Source organism: Pseudaeromonas sp. HNCC25DJ180, from assembly GCF_055413345.1.
Window position 1 is genome coordinate 1 of record NZ_JBVAYF010000025.1, and the last position, 18,466, is coordinate 18,466.

The window sequence follows — 18,466 nt, forward strand, 5'->3', positions numbered from 1 at the left end:
CGAGTGAACACCGCTTGATAGTGGGTTATTTTACGATTTTGCCTCTTTTTAGGCTTACCTGCCTATCCTCTTACTCCCGTACATGCTATCTCTTGTTGCTCGGTCGTTGAGTTTGCTCTGGGTTATGGATACCGAGCATGGCCCATGCTGAGCCCTGTCAGCATAGTCATAGCGTACTAGGTTCTCCGTTTTCATGTTGATTTTACGGTGCCTGGGTATGAAAAAGTGCAGCTTGACTTGTTTAATTCATAATCAAACTTGTCACGATATAAGCAAATCTAGGTCGTTAGGCGCCCTATGCAATTTTTTCGTATGATTTCAAGAGGTAAAAAGTAAAAAAAGGGCTTCTATTGGGAATAATCTGTGCCATACTGCACAGGCTTGCCTTATATCTCGCAAGTTACAGGGAGTTATACCAATGAACAAATTTCAAGTTTTACTGGGTACCATTGCACTGAGCTCTACTCTGCTGGCTGGTTGTGCTAACAATGACCAACTGACTGCAGACGTACAAGGCCTGACCACTAAGGTTGATCAACTGGCTGGTGAAGTTAGCGCGCTGCGTTCTGAACAAAGCAAGCTGGCCTCCGACGTGCAAGAAGCCAAATCTGAAGCCATCCGTGCAAACCAACGTTTGGACAACATGGCTACTCATTACAAGAAGTAATGAGTCAGTAGTGGCGCAGTTTGCTGCGCCACTATCTTTCTTCCTCAGACTGCCCGCATTACCTCTCTGCTTTATCTGATTTAGTTATCCCGCGTTACTTCTCTATTTCATTTCTCTTTTGCTCAATTCAGTTACTTTTTAGTATTTGCGTCTTTCCACTATGGCTCTGTATTAGCTGATTCCTGGTCGAGTGTGTTGTTTTGCTTTTTGTGGCTTGGTTAACGGCTCCGAGTTCAGCAAGCGGTAATGAATTGTCTACACTTCAGATGTGCTCTGTGTGCGAGTTGGTTGCTGTATCACATGAGGAGCTGAAATCGTTTGCAAGATCGTTTGTTAGCTGAAATATTCCACGCCAACCTCCATTACCCAAGGGAAGAAGTGATGACCCTTTCAATTGTGCAACGCATCAAGGCGGGTTTTGCCTTGCTCTTGTTGTTACTCCTAATCCTCGGGGCGATCAGTTACCTGAAAACCTCAAACATCCACAGCAAACTCAAGCAAGTGACAGAAGAGGCAACCCCGCTGACGCTGACCGCCAGTCGATTGCGAGAGACACTATTAGCCGCGAACCGGGACAGCATTGCGCACCTGGGAAGTTGGGAGTCGAAATCGTTGCCTGGTTATCGTCAGGCTTACGACAAGAATAAGAGCCTTTATTCTCAGCAACTGCAGGTCTTTTCCGCATTTTCTATGGATGAGGGTGGGAAGCAGGAGCTGGCGCAGATAAAAGTCGGCGCGGAAAAATTGTTTGTCGTATCTGAACAGCTAATGGCACTGCACGAGGAAGAAGTGGCATTGGGAGGTAAGCTGTTCCAGATGCGCAGTGAGTTTTTGCACCTAGAAGACACCTATCGTTCCGCTGCCGATCTGCTGCTGCACTTCACGGCGGGCCAACGTTCCTTGCAGAACAAGGCTGAGTTGATCGCCAGTGGTATAGCGCGGGACATCAAGCTCATCCAGCGGACGGACAAGAATACCGATCTGGTAGAGCAGGAGCGCGTATTGGCTAAGGATATCGAGATAGCCAATAAACGTCTGGCCATGATAGCCGTACCTGATGATGTGAAGGCTCGCTTTAATCGCAATGTTGAGCGCATTCAACAGTTGGCCTTTGGGCCGAACGGGCTTATCAAGGCGCTTGTGCGCAATCAGACCATCAGTGCGGCACTCATCCAGGTTCAAGCTGAGCAGGATGCCTTAACTACGCAGATTGGCTCATCCCTGAGCAATTTGATTGCAATGAGCAATCACAACATGCAAGCGGATAGACTCAGCGCTGATGAAGCGGTAAAGAGCGCTATCTTCTGGATTGTGGCCATGGCGGCATTCTCTGTGGCTGCGGCGCTCTTGATTGCCTGGAGTACGGCTCGCAGTATTCAATTACCCCTGGCGCGGATCAACAGTGAGCTGGCTCTGATGGCACAAGGCGACATGACGCGGCGTGTTAACTACCAGGTTCAGAACGAATTTGGGGATCTGGCTCGTTCTGTAGATCAATTGGCACACAATACCGACCAGTTACTGCTTGAGATTCGTGATGGGTCCGAGCATCTGGTGAGAGAGACCGACAGAACCGCGGCCATCAGTGACAGCGCCATGGCTCGGGTGCAGGAGCAGAAGAGTCAGACCGATCAGGTCGCGGCGGCTATTTCCGAGCTGGAAGTGAGTGCAACCGAAGTCTCGCGCTCGACTGAGCATGCGCGTAGTGAAGTGGACTCGGCCAATGCCGAAGCACAAAAGAGTCGCAATTTGGTTATTCATAACCGTCAAGGTATTGAACTGCTGGCTGCTGAGATTGAGCAGGCCGTTACCATTACCCATAAACTGGATGGCTTCAGCGGTAATATTGGTAGCATTCTTGATGTGATCCGGGGTATTGCCGACCAGACTAACCTTCTGGCGCTCAATGCTGCCATTGAGGCGGCTCGTGCTGGCGATGCGGGACGTGGTTTTGCCGTGGTAGCGGATGAAGTGCGTGCATTGGCGACCAGGACACAGCAATCGACTGAGGAGATCCAGTCGATGATCCACAACCTGCAGGCTTGCAGCAACGAGGTGGTGACCGTCATGGGCCGTAGCCATGAGCAAACCCGCATGAGTGTACAGCAGACGCGAGAAACTGAACTGGCGCTGCAAAATATTGCCCAGCGGATGGAGGCAATCAAGGAGATCACCGATCAGGTGGCCCATGCCGCAGGTGAGCAGATCTCGGTCAGTCAGGGAGTGGCTCAGCATATAGCAGGCATAGCCGATGTGGCTCACGAGACAGAATATGCATCGCGGGAGTCCGCCAACAGCAGTGACGTTCTGGCGGGGCTAGCCGCCAAACAGCAGGCACTCATAGCGCGTTTCAAGGTGTAGGAGAGAGATATGTGGAAATTAGGTAGTGCCATACTGGCCCTGGGGTTGAGTCTCTCTGTAGCCGCCACTGAGCTGGTGATAGAAACATGGCGTGTGGATGATGCTGCATTATGGAAAGAGCGGATCTTGCCTCGTTTTCAAGCTAAATATCCTGATATCACGGTACGCCTGGATCCCGTTGCTTCAGTCACGTATTCCCAAACCTTACTCACGCGGCTACAGGAGGGTAAAGCCGGGGATTTGATAACCTGCCTGCCCTATGATGAATCGTTGACGCTGTTTCAAAAGGGTCACCTACTTGAGTTGACCGAGCTGCCTGGGATGGCAAACTTTCCCCGTTTTGCCAAGGCGGCCTGGCAAACGGATACCGGGGCCCAGGTCTTTTGTCTGCCCATTGCCTCGGTGATCCAGGGTTTTTACTTCAATGAGGATATCTTTAAAGAGCTGGGGCTGACGCCACCGAAAACGCGCGATGAATTCTTTGCGGTGCTGGAGAAGGTGAAGGCCGATGGGCGTTACCTCCCGTTGGCATTGGCCGCGCATGATAACTGGGTGGTGTCTGAACTGGGATTCCAGAATATCGGGCCTAGCTACTGGCATGGTGAAGATGGACGTATGGCTCTGGTCGAGGGCAAGGCGCGCTTCACCGATCCACAGTATGTGGCTGTGTTTGACGAGCTGGCACGCTGGCAGCCCTATATTGGTCCTGCTCCTGCAGAAGTGACGGAGGCGCAGGCAGTGGAGGCTTTTGCCTCGGGTAAGGCGGCCATGATAGTGGCGGGTTCCTGGGCTATCACCCAGTTTGATGGCAAGGTGAAGTTTGGCGCTTTTGCTCCTCCTGTGGCTAAGGAGGGGGACCCTTGCTACTTCACCGACCATACGGACATGGGCATTGCGATCAATGCGGCCAGCAAGAATAAAGAGGCTGCACAGAAGTTGGTTGAGTGGATGGCGTCTGCCGAGTTCGCTGAGTTGTTCTCCAACTCGGTGCCTGGCTTCTTCTCACTCTCTAATCATTTCTTTGAGCTGAAGAATCCGGTCGCCAGTACCATGATGGGATGGCGTGACACCTGCGATTCCACCATTCGCGTGGCCGCGCAGTTCTTGTCTCGTGGTCAACCATCACTGACCCGTGAGCTGAGTGAGGTGTCTCAGGCTGTGGTGTTAGGTCAGATGACGCCTCTGGCCGCGGCTGAGCGTTTACAGCAGGGGCTGCAGGCTTGGTACCCAGCCCAGCAGCAGGGCGTCGCCTCGGCGCCTGTCGCCTGTGTCTCTGCCGCTGCGCCGCTCTTGCCCGCCGTGACGTCTGCTGCGTCCGCAACAACCAGTGGTGCCGCAGCCACGACTCCCGCCGCTTCGCTTACTGCGCCGAGTAGCGCCGCGCTGCAGGCGGCCGAAGAGGCGATACTGCAAGAGGCGACGAGTGGTGCGCCAGCCGCACCGTAAAGCAAGAATCAAGGGGCCTAGGCCCCTTGATTCATTTTGGGCTAGTAATCTGCTTTGGCTAGCGGCATGCTGGCAGCCAGCCAGAGCAATGCGCCTATTCTGCCGCGGATGAAGCCAGAGAGATCGGTGGTGTTTGTCTATTACTGTGGTTTGATGCCCCGCTTAGTGGCGAACTGGTTGGGTGATTGATTTGCCGTGGCCAAATTAGTTGGCATAACCGGCTGTTGATGGGTAGTGGCTGCTGACAAATGCAAGTTGACAGTAAGCCATGAAGTAGACAAGATGTATGGACATTTAGACGTCCAAACATCCATTGAGTGATAGGATTGCTGGTCTGAGGCAATGAGCCAGCGGAAAGGAGAAGAGCATGAGTTTTGACAGCGCACGCCAGGTAGAGGTTCTGAATCAGAGTCTGGCGGATCTGAATGGTGACATTGGCGTATCGTTTGAGTTTTTCCCGCCGACCACCGAATCCATGGAGTTGACCTTGTGGAACTCCATTGAGCGGCTGCGGACTCTGGCTCCCAAGTTTGTCTCCGTCACCTACGGTGCCAATTCGGGCACCCGTGATCGCACTCATAAGGTGATCAAGGATATCAAGGAGCGTACCGGGCTCATCGCCGCCCCGCACCTGACCTGTATCGATGCGGGTCGTGATGAGCTGCGACAGATTGCCCAGGATTATTGGGAGAATGGTATTCGCCATATTGTGGCCCTGCGTGGTGACTTACCGCCAGGGAGCACAGAGCGTCCCGAAATGTATGCCGCCGATCTGGTGAGCTTGCTCAAAGAGGTGGCCGATTTTGATATCTCGGTGGCGGCTTATCCTGAGGGGCATCCCGAGGCCAAGAGTGCACAAGCGGATCTGCTGAATCTGAAGCGCAAGATTGATGCCGGTGCTAACCGCGCCATCACGCAATTCTTCTTCGATGTGGAGAGCTACCTGCGTTTTCGCGATCGTTGCGCCGCCGTGGGCATCGAGGCGGAAATCATACCGGGCATACTGCCTGTCTCCAATTACAAGACGTTGCAGAAGTTTGCCGGTTTTACCAATGTGAAGATCCCGGGTTGGCTGCATCAGCGTTTTAGCGGCATAGCCGATGAGGACCAGACCACCCGTAATCTGCTTGGGGCTAGCGTGGCCATCGACATGGTGCGCGTCCTCTCCCGGGAGGGGGTAAAGAATTTCCACTTCTACACCTTGAACCGCTCCGAACTTACCTACGCTATCTGCCACACTCTGGGTGTGCGTCCGCACGTCGGCTAACTATTCGCTCGTTTATCCTCCAGCGCCCTCAATCGAGGGCGTTGTCGTTTCTATGGGCTAGCTTCCTGCTGGGGAAGGTGGGCCCGTGCATATTGCAGTAGGGCGCTGGAGATCTGTTGATAGAGACCGCGCTCCAATATCCAGCGATGCCAGTAGAGATGGCGATAGAGGGGGGGGCTTGTCAGCGCCAGCAGTTGCCCGCTGGCCAGTTCATCCAGGATCTGCAGGCGAGGGATGAGGCAATAGGCCACCCCAGCTTTGGCCAAGGCAATGAAGGCTTCTGAGGAGCGCACCGTATGGCAGGGGTAGCTGCCGGCCGGTAGCGCAAAGCACTCCTGCATATAGCTCACATGCATGTCATCTCGTTGATCGAAGGCCACCCCGGGAGCGGAGCTCAGGCTGTCACGTGTCAGGCCTTGGGCAAAGTGTTTGTCATAAAAGGTGGGGGAGCAGACCAGCACATACTCCATCACCCCGAGAGGCTCGGCATGACACCCCGGCAGGGACTTCGCCAGGCAGCTGACGGCGCCAAATACTTCGCCCTGCCGTAACCGCTCCAGCGTTCGGGTCTCATCATCAATGCGCAGATCCAGTGCTATGGGGTGGGTGGCCAGCAGGGGAGCCAGTGCGGGTAAAAACCAGGTAGCCAGGCTATCGGCATTCACGGCCATGCTGATGGTGAGTGGTAGGTCGGAGCCCTCCGGTGACACTTGCTGCAATAACTCCCGCTCCAGTTGATTAACCTGGCGGTAGTGGCCAAGCAGCTGCTGGCCTATTGGGGTAGGGGTCAGCGGTGTGGTACGGATCAGCAGGGGCTGGGCCATCGTCTGCTCCAGCAGCTTGATGCGCTGGGATACGGCTGATTGGGTGAGAGCCAATACCTTGGCCGCACGCTCGAAACTCTGTTCGCGTACGACCACATCCAGGGCATGGAGCAGTTTGTAGTCGAGTGGGAATTGACGTATCGACATAAATTAGTCTAATGAGCCATTAAAATGATTAGTTTTACTTAAGGTGAGCATGCTCCTACTCTTGGCCGCAGACAAGGTCAATGAGGAGAAACCATGGGGCTGTTACCTGTCGTGCAAGGGTTTATCGTAGGGGCGAGTCTCATCATGCCGATTGGGGCGCAGAATGCCTATGTGCTCAGTCGTGGCATTCGGCGCCAGCACCATCTGCTGGTCGCCACCCTCTGCCTGTGCTGCGATTTGCTGCTGATCCTGCTCGGGGTGTTTGGCGGCGGGCGCTGGCTTGGCAGTATCCCCTGGTTGCAGGCGTTGCTGACCTGGGGAGGCATCGCTTTCCTGCTAGTGTATGGGGGGCGTTCTTGGTTGGCCGCCTGGCGCGGCGGTCTACGTTCTTTGCAGGCCCAGGGGGGGGCAGAGGGGCGCCTGGCCATCATAATGACCACCTTGGCGGTGACGCTGCTCAACCCTCATGTCTATCTGGATACCGTCATGATCCTGGGCTCGGTAGCCAGTGGTTATTCCCCTGCCCTGCAGCCCGCATTTGCCTTGGGTGCTGTGCTGGCCTCCACATGCTGGTTCTATGGCTTGGCACTATTGGCGGCGCATCTGGCACCCTGGCTGGCTTTGGTCAAGGTGCAGAGGGCGATCGATGGTCTGATTGCGCTCATCATGTGGGGGGTTGCCACATCCCTGTTGTGGTCACTATTGGGCTGAAAAGGGTGAACGGTCGCTCAAAAAACCAGCAGATAAACCATACTTAAAGAGTGAGACGGTGCATCAACACAGCGAAGGAGGCATCTATGAAACTCGAAAGATGGAACCCATTTCGGGAGTTCGATGACTGGTTTCGTGACTATCACAGAGGCATGTTGACCCGTTTGGGTGAGCGTGAGGCGATCACCAGCAATGATTGGCTGCCGGCGGCGGATATTCTGGAAAATGACGAGGAGTATCAGATCAAGGTGGAGATCCCCGAGATCCGCAAGGAAGATGTGCACATGGCGGTCAGCAATGGTCTGTTGACCATAACCGGCGAGCGTAAGCTGGAAAACCAGGATGATAAGCAGCACAGGATGGAGCGGTTCTATGGTCGTTTCAGCCGTAGTTTCAGCCTGCCTGAGGATGTGCGGCCAGAGAATATCACAGGCCACTTCCGCGATGGCATGCTCTATATCCATATGGTCAAGACGGCCTTGCCTGAAGAGAAGTCCATGGAGATTGAAATCAAGTAGTCATCCGTGTGGGTAAAAGCAGAGGCATCCCAAGGGATGCCTCTGTCGTTGCTGCTGCTTGGCGATTGGGTTCAGGCGTTCAGGGCTTGATCCAGGTCGGCCAGCAGGTCTTCGATGGCTTCGATGCCGACAGAGAGGCGGATCATTTCGGGTTTGACGCCAGCCTTGGCCTGTTCGACGGCGTTGAGTTGACGGTGGGTAGTCGATGCCGGGTGGCAGGCCAGTGATTTGGCATCACCGATATTGACCAGGCGCTTGAAAATCTTCAGGTTATCGTAGAAACGCACTCCGGCTTCATACCCCTCTTTCAAACCGAAAGAGAGGATGGAGGAGGGTTTGCCACCCATATATTTTTGCGCCAGAGCGTGGTGGGGGTGATCCGGTAGACCGGCATAACTGACCCAGGCCACCTTGGGGTGATCTTGCAGATAGTGGGCCACCGCCAAGGCATTCTCCACATGACGCTCCATGCGCAGGGCCAGCGTTTCCAGCCCTTGCAGCAGCAGGAAGGCGTTAAAGGGCGACAGGGCGGCGCCTGTGTTGCGCAAGGGAACGGTGCGGGCACGACCGATGAAGGCGGCGGGGCCAAAGGCTTCGGTATACACAACGCCGTGGTAGGAGGGTTCCGGATTGCTGAATACCGGGAAGCGCTCCTTGTGTTCGGCCCAAGGGAACTTGCCGGAGTCAACTATGACGCCGCCCAGGGAGTTGCCATGGCCGCCCACATACTTGGTGATGGAGTGCACCACGATATCGGCACCAAACTCTATGGGTTTACACAGGATAGGGGTGGCTACCGTGTTATCTATCACCAGAGGTACACCATGGGCGTGGGCCACGTCGGCGAAGGCAGCGATATCGACAATATTGCCGGCCGGGTTGCCGATACTCTCGGCGTAGACCGCCTTGGTCTTGTCATCAATTAGCGCGGCAATCGACTCGGGGGAGTCATCCTTGGCGAAACGAACCTCGACACCGAAGCTCGGCAGCATGTGGGCAAACAGGGTATAGGTGCCGCCGTAGAGCTGGGGTGTTGAGACAATATTGTCGCCGGCTTGGGTCAGGGTCTGAATGGCATAGTAGATGGCGGCACTACCTGCCGACACCACCAGGCCTGCAATACCGCCCTCCAGGGCTGCCAGACGCTTTTCCAGCACATCATTGGTCGGGTTCATGATGCGGGTATAGATGTTGCCGGGTACCGCCAGGTCGAACAGATCGGCGCCATGCTGGGCATTATCAAATTCATAGGCCACCGTCTGGTAGATGGGTACGGCTACGGCCTTGGTGGTGGGGTCATTCTGAAAGCCATGGTGCAGGGCCAGGGTAGCGTCTTTCATGGTTACATCCTTGTTAAATATCAAAATTCGGCGGATAAGCGTCGAATCTAGCCCTCGGCTGCTGGCTTGTAAAGGCAGGATAAAATGACTTTTTCCGATTAGTTAAGCCAAGGGTAAGAAAAGTGCTGCCCTATGCCCATGCCTAGGGATTCGGCATGGGCATGGGGCTCAGTTTAGGGTGCCCGGTGCAGTTGTAAGAAGCGGCCGGTGAGTGCGGGTACCGCTATCTGATAGTTACCCTCTTGATCCGGGCTCAGCACTTCGCCGGTCAACAAGTCAACCAGCCTGGGGGCATGATCGACCAGCTTGCCGGCCAACTGGATCTCGGCTGGCGTTTCTCGGGTATTGAGGGCATAGAGGATCTGATCCTGGCCGGCATCCTTGCGGTCGATATAGAGTTGGGGATCGGCATAGAGGTGGGTGCGGCTGCCGCGGTAGAGGGCCGGATGGGCCGCTCGCATCTGCAGCAGCTTGGTCAGATAGTGGCGCAGCGTCTGTTGCGCGGGCGTAAGTTGGGCGGCCGCTTTCCCCACTTCCGGCGCCACACCCTCAACCAGGCCGCTGGTGCGGGCCACATGGTCGTCACAAACGCCCTTCTCGATGCAGCCACGGCTCTGCTTGTCGGCAAAACCTGGCAGCTGCTGGCCAATCTCTTCGCCGTAATAGAGGGTAATAGGGCCACTGAAGGCGGCCAGGAAGCTGAAGGCCGCCTGATGACGCAACCAGTAATTGGCCTCATCTGGCTTAGCCATGCCGCCACGCTCCAGCAGATCGCCAAAACGAACCAGATCATGATTGCCCAGCATCAGATTGGGCATGGCATGAGCCGGATAGGCTCGCCAGGTGTTGAATCCCTCATCCAGTGTGGTGGCTGGCAAGCTGCCGCGATTGCTGCTGGCATACTCCTCCTCTACGGCCAGGGTTTGCACCAGACGATAGCGCAACGGGAAATCAAATGCCGAGTCGAGGGTGGGTTGCTCATCCGTGCCGTAGGCGGTTCGGGCTATGGTGCTTTCGTTGTCCCAGATCTCGGCCACCATATAGGCCAAGGGGTGTACGGTTTGCCCCTGCGGATTGAGATAAGTGACCTGTTTCGAGCTCTGCTGGACGAGTTGACGGAGCTGGCTCCAGTCGGCCACTGGCACTTGATAGGCCTGATCCAGGCGCCAGCCATCGATCTTCAGCGCCTTGATCCAGTAGCTGGCCACCTCACCGAAGAAGGCCAGGGTGGCCGGATCCTGATAATCGGCACAGGCCCAGTGTGGTCCGCTATAGGTCGCGCCATTGCTACCGTAGCAGGGGCCACGTTTGGGTAGACGCCCACTGGGCGAGGGGGCCAGATTCTCTTTGTAGTGGCCAAACACCCCATCCAGGAAGACATAGAGGCCGCGCTTGTGTGCTTCATCTACCAGGGTTTTGGCCTGCTCCAGAGTGCCAAAGCGCGGGTCTATGGCGAAGTAGTTGCTGGTAAAGTAACCGGTGGCATCCAGGCGATTGGCATACGGATCCTGACCCGCTATGGGGCTGGACTCGAAGATGGGGGTCAGCCAGATGGCGTTGACGCCCAGGCCCTGGATGTAATCCAGGCTGTTGATGATGCCCTGCAGATCGCCCTTGTGATGACTGGTGCCATAGCCGGTGCCGAAGTTGGCTTTGGCATCGCCATCAATGAAGGACTCCACCATGATCTGGTAGATACGTAGATTGCATTCTGGTTTGGCCTCGCCCCGATAACAAGCCAGGTAGTGGTTCCTGGGTTTGGCGGCCTGGTTAATCGCGACAGAGTGAGCCTGAAGGAGAGAGGCCTGGTTGTGGGGGGCTGGGATGCCACTTGAGCACGCCGTTAGGGCCAGGATGGCCAGCAGGGTGCCCAGGGGGCAGATCAAGGAATGGCGCATAATGACTCCGATATGACCCATGCAGAGTGGGCGGCAAGTCAGGAGTCTGGGGGCGGCCTCGGTAAGCAGGCAAGGTAAGAACAGCAAGAAAACGGTACCAGTCGCAGGATAACAAATCGATCACCATTAACTCCTACCTATTATGCAAGCTGTCATTAATATGGCTGATAGCGTGTCGACAATTTAAGGAATGCCAGAATGAAATCTCTCTCTCTTGTTTATAAGCCGCTCGCCCTGCTGGTGGCCATGACTCTGGCTGCGTGTGGCGGCGGTGGCGGTAATTCCGGTGGCAGCGAACCCGCCCCTGCACCGACGCCAACTACCCACGCAGTAACCGTGAAGCAAGCCGCCGGGGCGCAAGATAGCCGCCTGGTTTGCTTACAGGGAACTGGAGAGAAGGCCTGTGATCTGCGCATGTATCAGATCATGGTGGAGGCATTCGTCAATGGTGATGACACCATCAACTACAGTGTGGCCTATGGTCCCTCCCAACATAAGGGCGATCTGCAGGGCATCATCAACAGCCTGGATTACATCAAGAGCACGGGCGTCAACGCCATCTGGTTGACGCCAATATTTGATTCCTGCGCGGGTCGTACCGCCGATCCTAAACTGGAAGCTACAGGTTACTTTGCCTGTGACTATTTCAATGTGGATCCCAAATTTGGCACCAGCGACAAGCTCAAGGAGTTAGTCGATACGGCGCATGCCAAGGGTCTCTATGTGTTACTGGATGGGGTGTTTGGCCACTCCAGTGGGTTGGGGGTGGTTAGCCAGTCACCCAATGGCCTCAAGCCTACCTTTACCACGACCAAGACGAGTTTGTGCACGCCAAGTAGCACCCAGTCGTGTGTCGATTATACGGCGCCTGATTCTCTGGCCTTCTTTAAAGAGGTGGCGACCCACTATGTGACCCAATATGGCATAGACGGCTGGCGTCTGGATCAGGCCTACCAGGTACCGAATGCGGCGTGGAATGAGATCCGTACTGCGGTTGAAGCGGCCGCTGCGGCTCGTAAAACCGCGGGTGAAACCTGGGGTACGCTGGGCTACATGGTTGCCGAGCAGTGGGGGGATGAGTCTTTTGTCTCCACTATCTACGGCAGCAAGGAAACGCCAGCGCTGAAGTCCGCGTTTGACTTCCCATTGTATTATGGTGTGTTGCAGGCACTGGGTGCGGAAGCGAGCGGCAAAACAGGCGATGCAACCTCGCTGTATGCTAGCTGGAACGACGGTGATGTTTACCCCAGTCATGCGATGCCTAACCTGATGAGTGGTAACCATGACGTGGTGCGTTTCGGTGACCTGCTGCAGCGTAGCAATCTGGCCAACCCGAGCGATGAGGCCTATTGGACGCGTCACAAGAGCATGTTCAGCTTTATGGCCGCGAAGTCTGGCCCAATCACCTTCTACTATGGTGATGAGATCGGTGACGAGTTACCTGGTTTTGCTAACCAGGTCACGACTAATTGCTCGGTTGTTGGGCAGTGTGATGATCATGTCTCGCGCACCGATGCCAAGATCGAGAATGTGACGCCCGGATTCACGCCATCGGCAGCACAGTTGGATCTGAAAAACTATGTCGCTAAGCTGATGAAGCTGCGAGATGACCATCCGGCGCTTCGCAATGGTGCTCGTACGCCACTCTTCACCGATACGAACGTTTATTTGGAACTCAAGGACGCGGGCACAGATCATGTGCTGTTTGCCCTGAACACCAAGACGATACCGGCTGTGGTGACTGTGAGTGCTGCGGCGTTGAAGAGCAGTGGTGCCTTGACCGACCTGCTGGCCGGCGGCGAGATAGCTCTGGTCGGCGATCAATATGAGGTCACGCTGGCTCCTCTGACGGCGCGATTCTTCGGTATTACGCCGTAAAAACGAGAAAACACTAGGTATTCTGCGCATTAATGCGGGCAATAAGGCATGAGTGGGATACATTTGGGATATAAGTCACGGTTCCCTTAGGGGGCAGTGCTTATTATCCGCGGCCACGCTGTTTGGTTTGAGCAAGCCCATGTTCAGACTGCCCGCAGAGTGGAACGCCAAAGTAAGCAAAAGGCGCGATTATCGCGCCTTTTTCATGCCTGTTTTTCAGTGATTTCAATAAGTAATAGAGATTAACGCGGCAGCAGAATACTGGCGCACAGCCCGCCGGTGGGGCGGTTATGCAGTGTGATGTCGCCGCCATGCTGGTGGACCAGGGTGCGGGCTATAGCCAGCCCCAGCCCCACGCTGGCGGACTCTGTGTTGCGGGCTTCATCCAGGCGGACAAAGGGCTGAAAGACCTGCTCTAGCTGGCTCTCAGGAATGCCCGGGCCTGAATCGAGCACTCGCAGCACGATTTGCTGGGCCTCCAACGAACATTCGACCTGAGCATGGCCAGCATAGGTCAGGGCATTATCAATGAGGTTCTGTAAGGCCCGGCGGATGAGCGTTGGCCGGCAGGCATAGATCAGCTTCGCGCTGGCCTGAAACTCCACGGTCCGACCCGCATCCTGATAATCATCACACAGGCTCTCCAGCAGGCTCGCCAGGTCCACCTCGCGGCTGGGATCCGAGTTGTTATCATCCCGCGCAAAACTCAGCGTCGCCTTGAGCATCTCCTCCATCTGGGCCAGGGTTTGCTGCATTCGCTCCTTGTCTTCACTCTCTGGCAGGAATTCACTGCGTAGCCGCAGGCTGGTGAGGGGGGTGCGCAGGTCGTGGGAAATGGCAGCCAGCATCTGGGTTCTATCCTGCACAAAGCGGTTTAACCGGGTCTGCATGCGATTGAAGGCCGCCAGGGTATCACTCACCTCGCGAGGTCCGCTTTCGACGAGCGGCGGAATGTTCTGGCCGCGGCCAAACTCTTCTGCCTGGTTTGCCAGTTGTTGCAGGGGGCGTGTCGCTCGGCGCAGCAGCCAGGTGACTATGAGGGCGATCAGCGCGCCCAACGCCAGGAGGCTGACTATGCTGCGTGGTGACCAGCCCGGCAGCTCAGGGTCAGACATGGAGCTGAAATTCAGCCACTGGCCGTTGGCAAGTTGAATGGTGCCATAGAGCCGAATATCGCGTGGTGGCAGACGGCGCCCCGGCATGTTTTTCTGGTGCATACGCAACTCAGGGGGCGGTGCCTCGCCTTCGGCTTGCTCCACGCTGACCAGGATGGCTAGCTCATTCGGGTAGTCCAGTTCGTGGCGGATCCGCGCCTCGTAGCCCAGATGGCGTTCTCGCGGCTGTAAGGGGCGGGATTGCAGGCGCAGCATCAGATTTTCACTGCGGCTGGCCCGTAAAATTTCCGGATGCAGTTCGGCTGGGGTATCACCCAACAGGCGGACCGCCGAGATGATACGCAGCAGGGCGAAGCGGCTGTTCACCACACCCAGCGCTTCGTTACGTTCGGTGCGATAGACCTGGATGCTGAGGATCTGTGCCAGTACCAGACCGGTCAGGGCGACCAGCAGGATCTGCATCGTCAGTGAGCGGGGCAACCAGGGTTTAATCATGGGTTACCTCGGCGGCGAGCATATAGCCACCGCCCCAGACGGTTTTGATCAGTTCAGGATTCTTGGGGTCTCGCTCCAGTTTGCGGCGCAGGCGGCTGACTAGGGTATCTATGGCTCGGTCGAACGCCTGGGCCTCGCGGCCGCGGGCCAGATCCAAGAGCTGATCCCGACTGAGCACCCGTTTGGGGCGCGCCAAAAACACTTTCAGCAACTCAAACTCCGCAGTGGAGAGGCTGATGCTCACCTCCTGTTCATCCAGCAGCTCGCGGCGAGTCAGATCCAGCTGCCAACGCTCGAAATGGTAACGGGTTACTCTCTCTTCATCCTCAGACTCCACATGGTGACCACTCCGTCTGAGTACCGCCTTGATGCGCGCCAACAGCTCGCGAGGGTTGAAGGGCTTGGCCAGATAGTCATCGGCCCCCATTTCCAGCCCTATGATGCGATCCATATCTTCACCCATGGCGGTGAGCATGATGATGGGGATGGCCGAGTGCCCCCTCAGCTCGCGGCACAGGGTCAAGCCATCTTCACCTGGCAACATCAGATCGAGCACTATTAACTGAATGGTCGAGTGTTCCAGCTGCTTTTTCATCTCGCGGCCATCGCGTGCACAACTGACGCGGTAACCATGTGGCTCTAAGAAACGCTTGAGCAGGTCACGGATATCGGCGTGATCATCGACGACCAGTATGTGTGGTGGCATGTGGGCTCCTCAACTCTCTCTCTTCTCGTCAGTATAAAGAGGTGAGGTAAAAATGTGTGGCAAAGTGTGGCAACCCCGGCCATTGACATGGATTGTCACTAAATAGTCAGGCAGAGGGCAGGCACGCGGCGAGGATCGCTCTTAGCTGGCGGATTAAAGCCTTCTGCCCCACTGAGGTGGATGTGCCTGCTATCTCTTGCCAGCTCCAGCCCTGCCATAAATAGCGGATCAGTAGCTCCCGCTCGGCGAGAGGGCGGGTTAGCCATAGCGGCGTCGCGACTGCCAGCCAGCGTTGCAGGGCTGGCAGGGCGTGATCAGGTGAGCGCAAGCCGTAAGCCACACTGTGCAGATCTTGCCACTCCTGAGAAGAGAGACTGGCCTGTTGATCGGTTGGTGAAAGCAGCTGGCTCACCAGCTCGGTTGGCAGCATACGCCACTGGCGCGGCAGGTAATGGGGCAGGCTCTGTACGAACCCATTATGCCACTCGCTCGCTCTGGCTTGGGCTTCCGGTTGCAGGGCTTTGAGCAGAATCGCGGAGTGGGTGCCACTGGCATGATCCCGGGAGAGTCCCAGGCGGACAGGCAAAAAGCCCTGCTCTCGCCAGAAGGGCAACAGCTCGGGGGTCGCAGCCAAGGCGGCACCGATAAAGGCAAAGTGCTGAGAGCGGGCCCACTGACTGAGCTGCTGCACCATGTGGCGTCCCCAGCCACTGCGCTGGCGGGTCGGATGAATGGCAATTCGCATGATGCGCGCGTAACGGTAGGTGCCGGCTTCGGCGTAACCGCAGTGTGCCAGGAGGGTCTGGGGTAACAGTTGCCCGCGGGGACGGCGATGACCCGAGTGGATTTGCGCGGCTAACTCCGGCTCCAGTTCTCCTTCGCGGCAGATTAACGCGACGCCAAGTAGCTGCGCGCCCTGGCGTAGCAACAGGATGGCCAGATCCGGGCTATCCAGCAGGAGCCGTAAGTCGCTGGGCGTGGTCTGATAGTGGGCCATCACCAGCAGGCCAAACACTTGCCGCAGCAGCGTATCATCCTGAGCTAATTGCGCCTGGGAGCACCAGAACAACTCTGGCTCGGTCCTTGTGCTCTCGGCGAGTGGATTGTCGGCATTCAGGAGCAAGAGGTCGGCCAGTAGTGGTTCAAGGGGATCGCTAACCGCCCAGCGCAGAGGCTGCGATAGATGGCAGGCATGCCAGCCCGGCGTCAGTTGATTCAGTACCTTATGCATGCGCAGGGCAAAGCCCCGGCCAGAGCCTTCATAGCCATGCAGTGTGGTAGAGAATACGACTCTGTGATAGCTCGTTAGCAGCTCAGAGAGCAGGGCGGTGGAGATGGCCGCTGCTTCATCAACCAACAGCAGCTGGGCCTGTGGGCGTTCACTCAACACGCGTTCTGGACTGAAGAACAGCAGGGTGGCTCGCCCGTGACATAACCCTTGTGCCGTCTGAGTTGCAGAGGGGCATTGGGTCAGGGCATGGCGAAACAGGGTGTTCGTCGTGGCTTGGCTGGGGGCCGTCACCAAGATGGTGAAGGCCTGTGTGGCATGTTGCTGCAACAGTTGCCCGGCGGCCAGCCCCAGAGCCGCCGACTTGCCGCGCCCGCGGTCAGCGGTTAGCACCAGTGGTCGCTGCCTGTGCCCTTGGGCGCACTGTAATATGGCCGCGACCGCCTCATGCTGCTCCGCCGATAAGCAATGCCACTCATCAGATTGCAGGAGCCAGGGGGGGCTGTCCTGGTGGGAAGGCAAGCTACAGCCGGCCTGTTGATCCCAATGCCAGAGCGTGGGGGAGGCCAGGAGCCGATGTTGCAGGCGTTGCAAATAATAGGAGTGACACGCTGCGGCGTCCTCTGGTTGCGCCACATAGCGGATCAAATCCGGGTCGGCGAAGTGTGGCCAGCTGGCCAGCGGCGGCATCAGCAGGATCAAGAGGCCGCCCGCCTGCACCATGCCCCCACAGGCGCCCAGCATATCCGGGTGCACTCCGCTGTAACCATTGAAAACGACGCGGCTATATTCACTGCCGAGTCGTTGTTGTGCCTGTTTCTGTGGGTGCGAGCGGCACGCCTCCGGTCCGTCGCCCAGCCATAGCCCGTGCTCTTGCCATAGGCTTTGTGCCTGTTGGCAACACCAGAGCGCCTCCCCAGTAATTAGCAGCAAGCGACGTTCACCACTGGAGTGAAGCTGTTCAAGGGGCAAGAGCAGGGTATGCACGGCAAGATCCAGATGGTTGAGCCTATTCTTTGGCTATTCTAGCGTGGGCTGTGGCGGGATCAGCAGTCAGTTTCAATGTCATGGCATATAATGGCGCAAATAACGCAGTAGATGGGGTGCGATCGTGGCTAAGCCAGCAATTTTTCTGGATCGGGATGGTGTCATTAATGTGGATACCGGCTATGTATTTGAGGTTGATGACTTCGTCTTTATTGATGGGGTAATAGAGGCGCTGCTGAAACTAAAGCAGAAGGGCTATCTGCTGGTGGTGGTGACTAACCAGTCCGGCATTGCTCGTGGCTATTTCACCGAAGAGCAGTTTATGAACCTGACCGAGTGGATGGATTGGTCGTTGGCCGATCGTGGTGTGGATCTGGATGGGATCTACTTCTGCCCTCATCATCCTAGTGAGGGGAGCGATCACTACCGCAAGAGCTGCAACTGTCGCAAGCCGGGGCCGGAAATGATTTTGGATGCGGCCAAATATACGGACATAGATCTGGCCAGCTCCTACCTGGTCGGAGACAAGGTCTCTGATTTGAAGGCGGCCGTGAACGCAGGTGTGGGCCACAAAATATTGGTACGTACCGGCAAGCCGCTTACCGATGAGGGGATGGCGCTTGCTGACGATGTATATCCCAGCTTGGTGGAGTTTGCTGACGCTGTTCCTGCTGTGGCCACAATAACCGGTGGCAGATAGCTATATCTATATAAGGATAAGGAGCCGAGTTCGGGCTCCTTTATTTACGCTGTATGAACGGCTCGCCGGCCTTTCAGGTTGTTTTTACCGCTCATTGTGGATAACTCTGTGGGCATGCTTGGGGTTAACTGTGATTAACCCTTTGAAGTGATATTTCAGCTCTTTTCGTCGTGATTTC

Annotated in this window: 14 protein-coding genes; 8 read left to right on the top strand and 6 right to left on the bottom strand. The window is 56.3% G+C overall.

Going from position 1 to position 18,466, the window contains the following annotated elements; genetic code table 11:
• Positions 1 to 418 precede the first annotated feature (418 nt).
• The 4 genes from ACZYTD_RS16960 to metF all read left to right on the top strand — a co-directional run bounded on the left by ACZYTD_RS16960 (position 419) and on the right by metF (position 5,741).
• Entirely contained in the window at positions 419 to 667 is a 249-nt protein-coding gene (locus ACZYTD_RS16960; protein WP_463893855.1) for an Lpp/OprI family alanine-zipper lipoprotein, read from the top strand.
• 381 nt (positions 668 to 1,048) lie between these two features.
• Complete coding sequence (locus ACZYTD_RS16965; protein WP_463893856.1) at positions 1,049 to 3,028, top strand: methyl-accepting chemotaxis protein; 1,980 nt, start codon at positions 1,049 to 1,051, stop codon at positions 3,026 to 3,028.
• 9 nt (positions 3,029 to 3,037) lie between these two features.
• A complete protein-coding gene (locus tag ACZYTD_RS16970; protein WP_463893857.1) occupies positions 3,038 to 4,474 on the top strand; it encodes an ABC transporter substrate-binding protein in 1,437 nt (478 codons plus the stop codon).
• Between the two features lie 367 nt (positions 4,475 to 4,841).
• The gene (metF, locus tag ACZYTD_RS16975) at positions 4,842 to 5,741 is read left to right on the top strand and encodes a methylenetetrahydrofolate reductase (RefSeq protein ID WP_463893859.1); all 900 of its coding nucleotides are present in this window, start codon (positions 4,842 to 4,844) and stop codon (positions 5,739 to 5,741) included.
• Positions 5,742 to 5,791: 50 nt separating this feature from the next.
• On the opposite strand, the gene ACZYTD_RS16980 is transcribed toward metF, so the two are convergent.
• The gene (locus tag ACZYTD_RS16980) at positions 5,792 to 6,712 is read right to left on the bottom strand and encodes a LysR family transcriptional regulator ArgP (RefSeq protein ID WP_463893861.1); all 921 of its coding nucleotides are present in this window, start codon (positions 6,710 to 6,712) and stop codon (positions 5,792 to 5,794) included.
• A gap of 93 nt (positions 6,713 to 6,805) precedes the next feature.
• On the opposite strand from ACZYTD_RS16980, the gene ACZYTD_RS16985 reads away from it, so the two are divergent.
• Positions 6,806 to 7,423: a LysE/ArgO family amino acid transporter gene (locus ACZYTD_RS16985; protein ID WP_463893863.1), complete on the top strand. Its 618-nt coding sequence runs from the start codon at positions 6,806 to 6,808 to the stop codon at positions 7,421 to 7,423.
• Positions 7,424 to 7,509: 86 nt separating this feature from the next.
• A complete protein-coding gene (locus ACZYTD_RS16990; RefSeq protein ID WP_463893864.1) occupies positions 7,510 to 7,941 on the top strand; it encodes an Hsp20/alpha crystallin family protein in 432 nt (143 codons plus the stop codon).
• A gap of 71 nt (positions 7,942 to 8,012) precedes the next feature.
• Here ACZYTD_RS16990 and ACZYTD_RS16995 read toward each other — a convergent pair whose 3' ends face one another.
• The gene (locus ACZYTD_RS16995) at positions 8,013 to 9,281 is read right to left on the bottom strand and encodes an O-acetylhomoserine aminocarboxypropyltransferase/cysteine synthase family protein (RefSeq protein ID WP_463893866.1); all 1,269 of its coding nucleotides are present in this window, start codon (positions 9,279 to 9,281) and stop codon (positions 8,013 to 8,015) included.
• 173 nt (positions 9,282 to 9,454) lie between these two features.
• Positions 9,455 to 11,179, bottom strand: coding sequence for an alpha-amylase family glycosyl hydrolase (locus ACZYTD_RS17000; RefSeq protein ID WP_463893867.1), 1,725 nt, complete (start codon positions 11,177 to 11,179; stop codon positions 9,455 to 9,457).
• Positions 11,180 to 11,377: 198 nt separating this feature from the next.
• On the opposite strand from ACZYTD_RS17000, the gene ACZYTD_RS17005 reads away from it, so the two are divergent.
• Positions 11,378 to 13,057, top strand: a complete 1,680-nt coding sequence (locus tag ACZYTD_RS17005) for an alpha-amylase family glycosyl hydrolase (protein ID WP_463893868.1) — start codon at positions 11,378 to 11,380, stop codon at positions 13,055 to 13,057.
• A 242-nt stretch (positions 13,058 to 13,299) separates the two neighbouring features.
• Here ACZYTD_RS17005 and ACZYTD_RS17010 read toward each other — a convergent pair whose 3' ends face one another.
• The 3 genes from ACZYTD_RS17010 to ACZYTD_RS17020 all read right to left on the bottom strand — a co-directional run bounded on the left by ACZYTD_RS17010 (position 13,300) and on the right by ACZYTD_RS17020 (position 17,588).
• Entirely contained in the window at positions 13,300 to 14,667 is a 1,368-nt protein-coding gene (locus ACZYTD_RS17010; RefSeq protein WP_463893870.1) for an ATP-binding protein, read from the bottom strand.
• The gene (locus ACZYTD_RS17015) at positions 14,660 to 15,373 is read right to left on the bottom strand and encodes a response regulator (protein WP_463893871.1); all 714 of its coding nucleotides are present in this window, start codon (positions 15,371 to 15,373) and stop codon (positions 14,660 to 14,662) included. Before ACZYTD_RS17015 ends, ACZYTD_RS17010 begins: the two co-directional genes overlap by 8 nt.
• 106 nt (positions 15,374 to 15,479) lie before the next feature.
• Positions 15,480 to 17,588 carry a tRNA(Met) cytidine acetyltransferase TmcA gene (locus ACZYTD_RS17020; protein ID WP_463893872.1) on the bottom strand — a complete coding sequence of 703 codons (2,109 nt, stop codon included), beginning with the start codon at positions 17,586 to 17,588 and terminating at the stop codon, positions 15,480 to 15,482.
• Between the two features lie 124 nt (positions 17,589 to 17,712).
• Between ACZYTD_RS17020 and gmhB the strand changes: the two genes are divergently transcribed.
• Positions 17,713 to 18,288, top strand: coding sequence for a D-glycero-beta-D-manno-heptose 1,7-bisphosphate 7-phosphatase (gene gmhB, locus ACZYTD_RS17025; protein WP_463893874.1), 576 nt, complete (start codon positions 17,713 to 17,715; stop codon positions 18,286 to 18,288).
• Positions 18,289 to 18,466 lie beyond the last annotated feature (178 nt).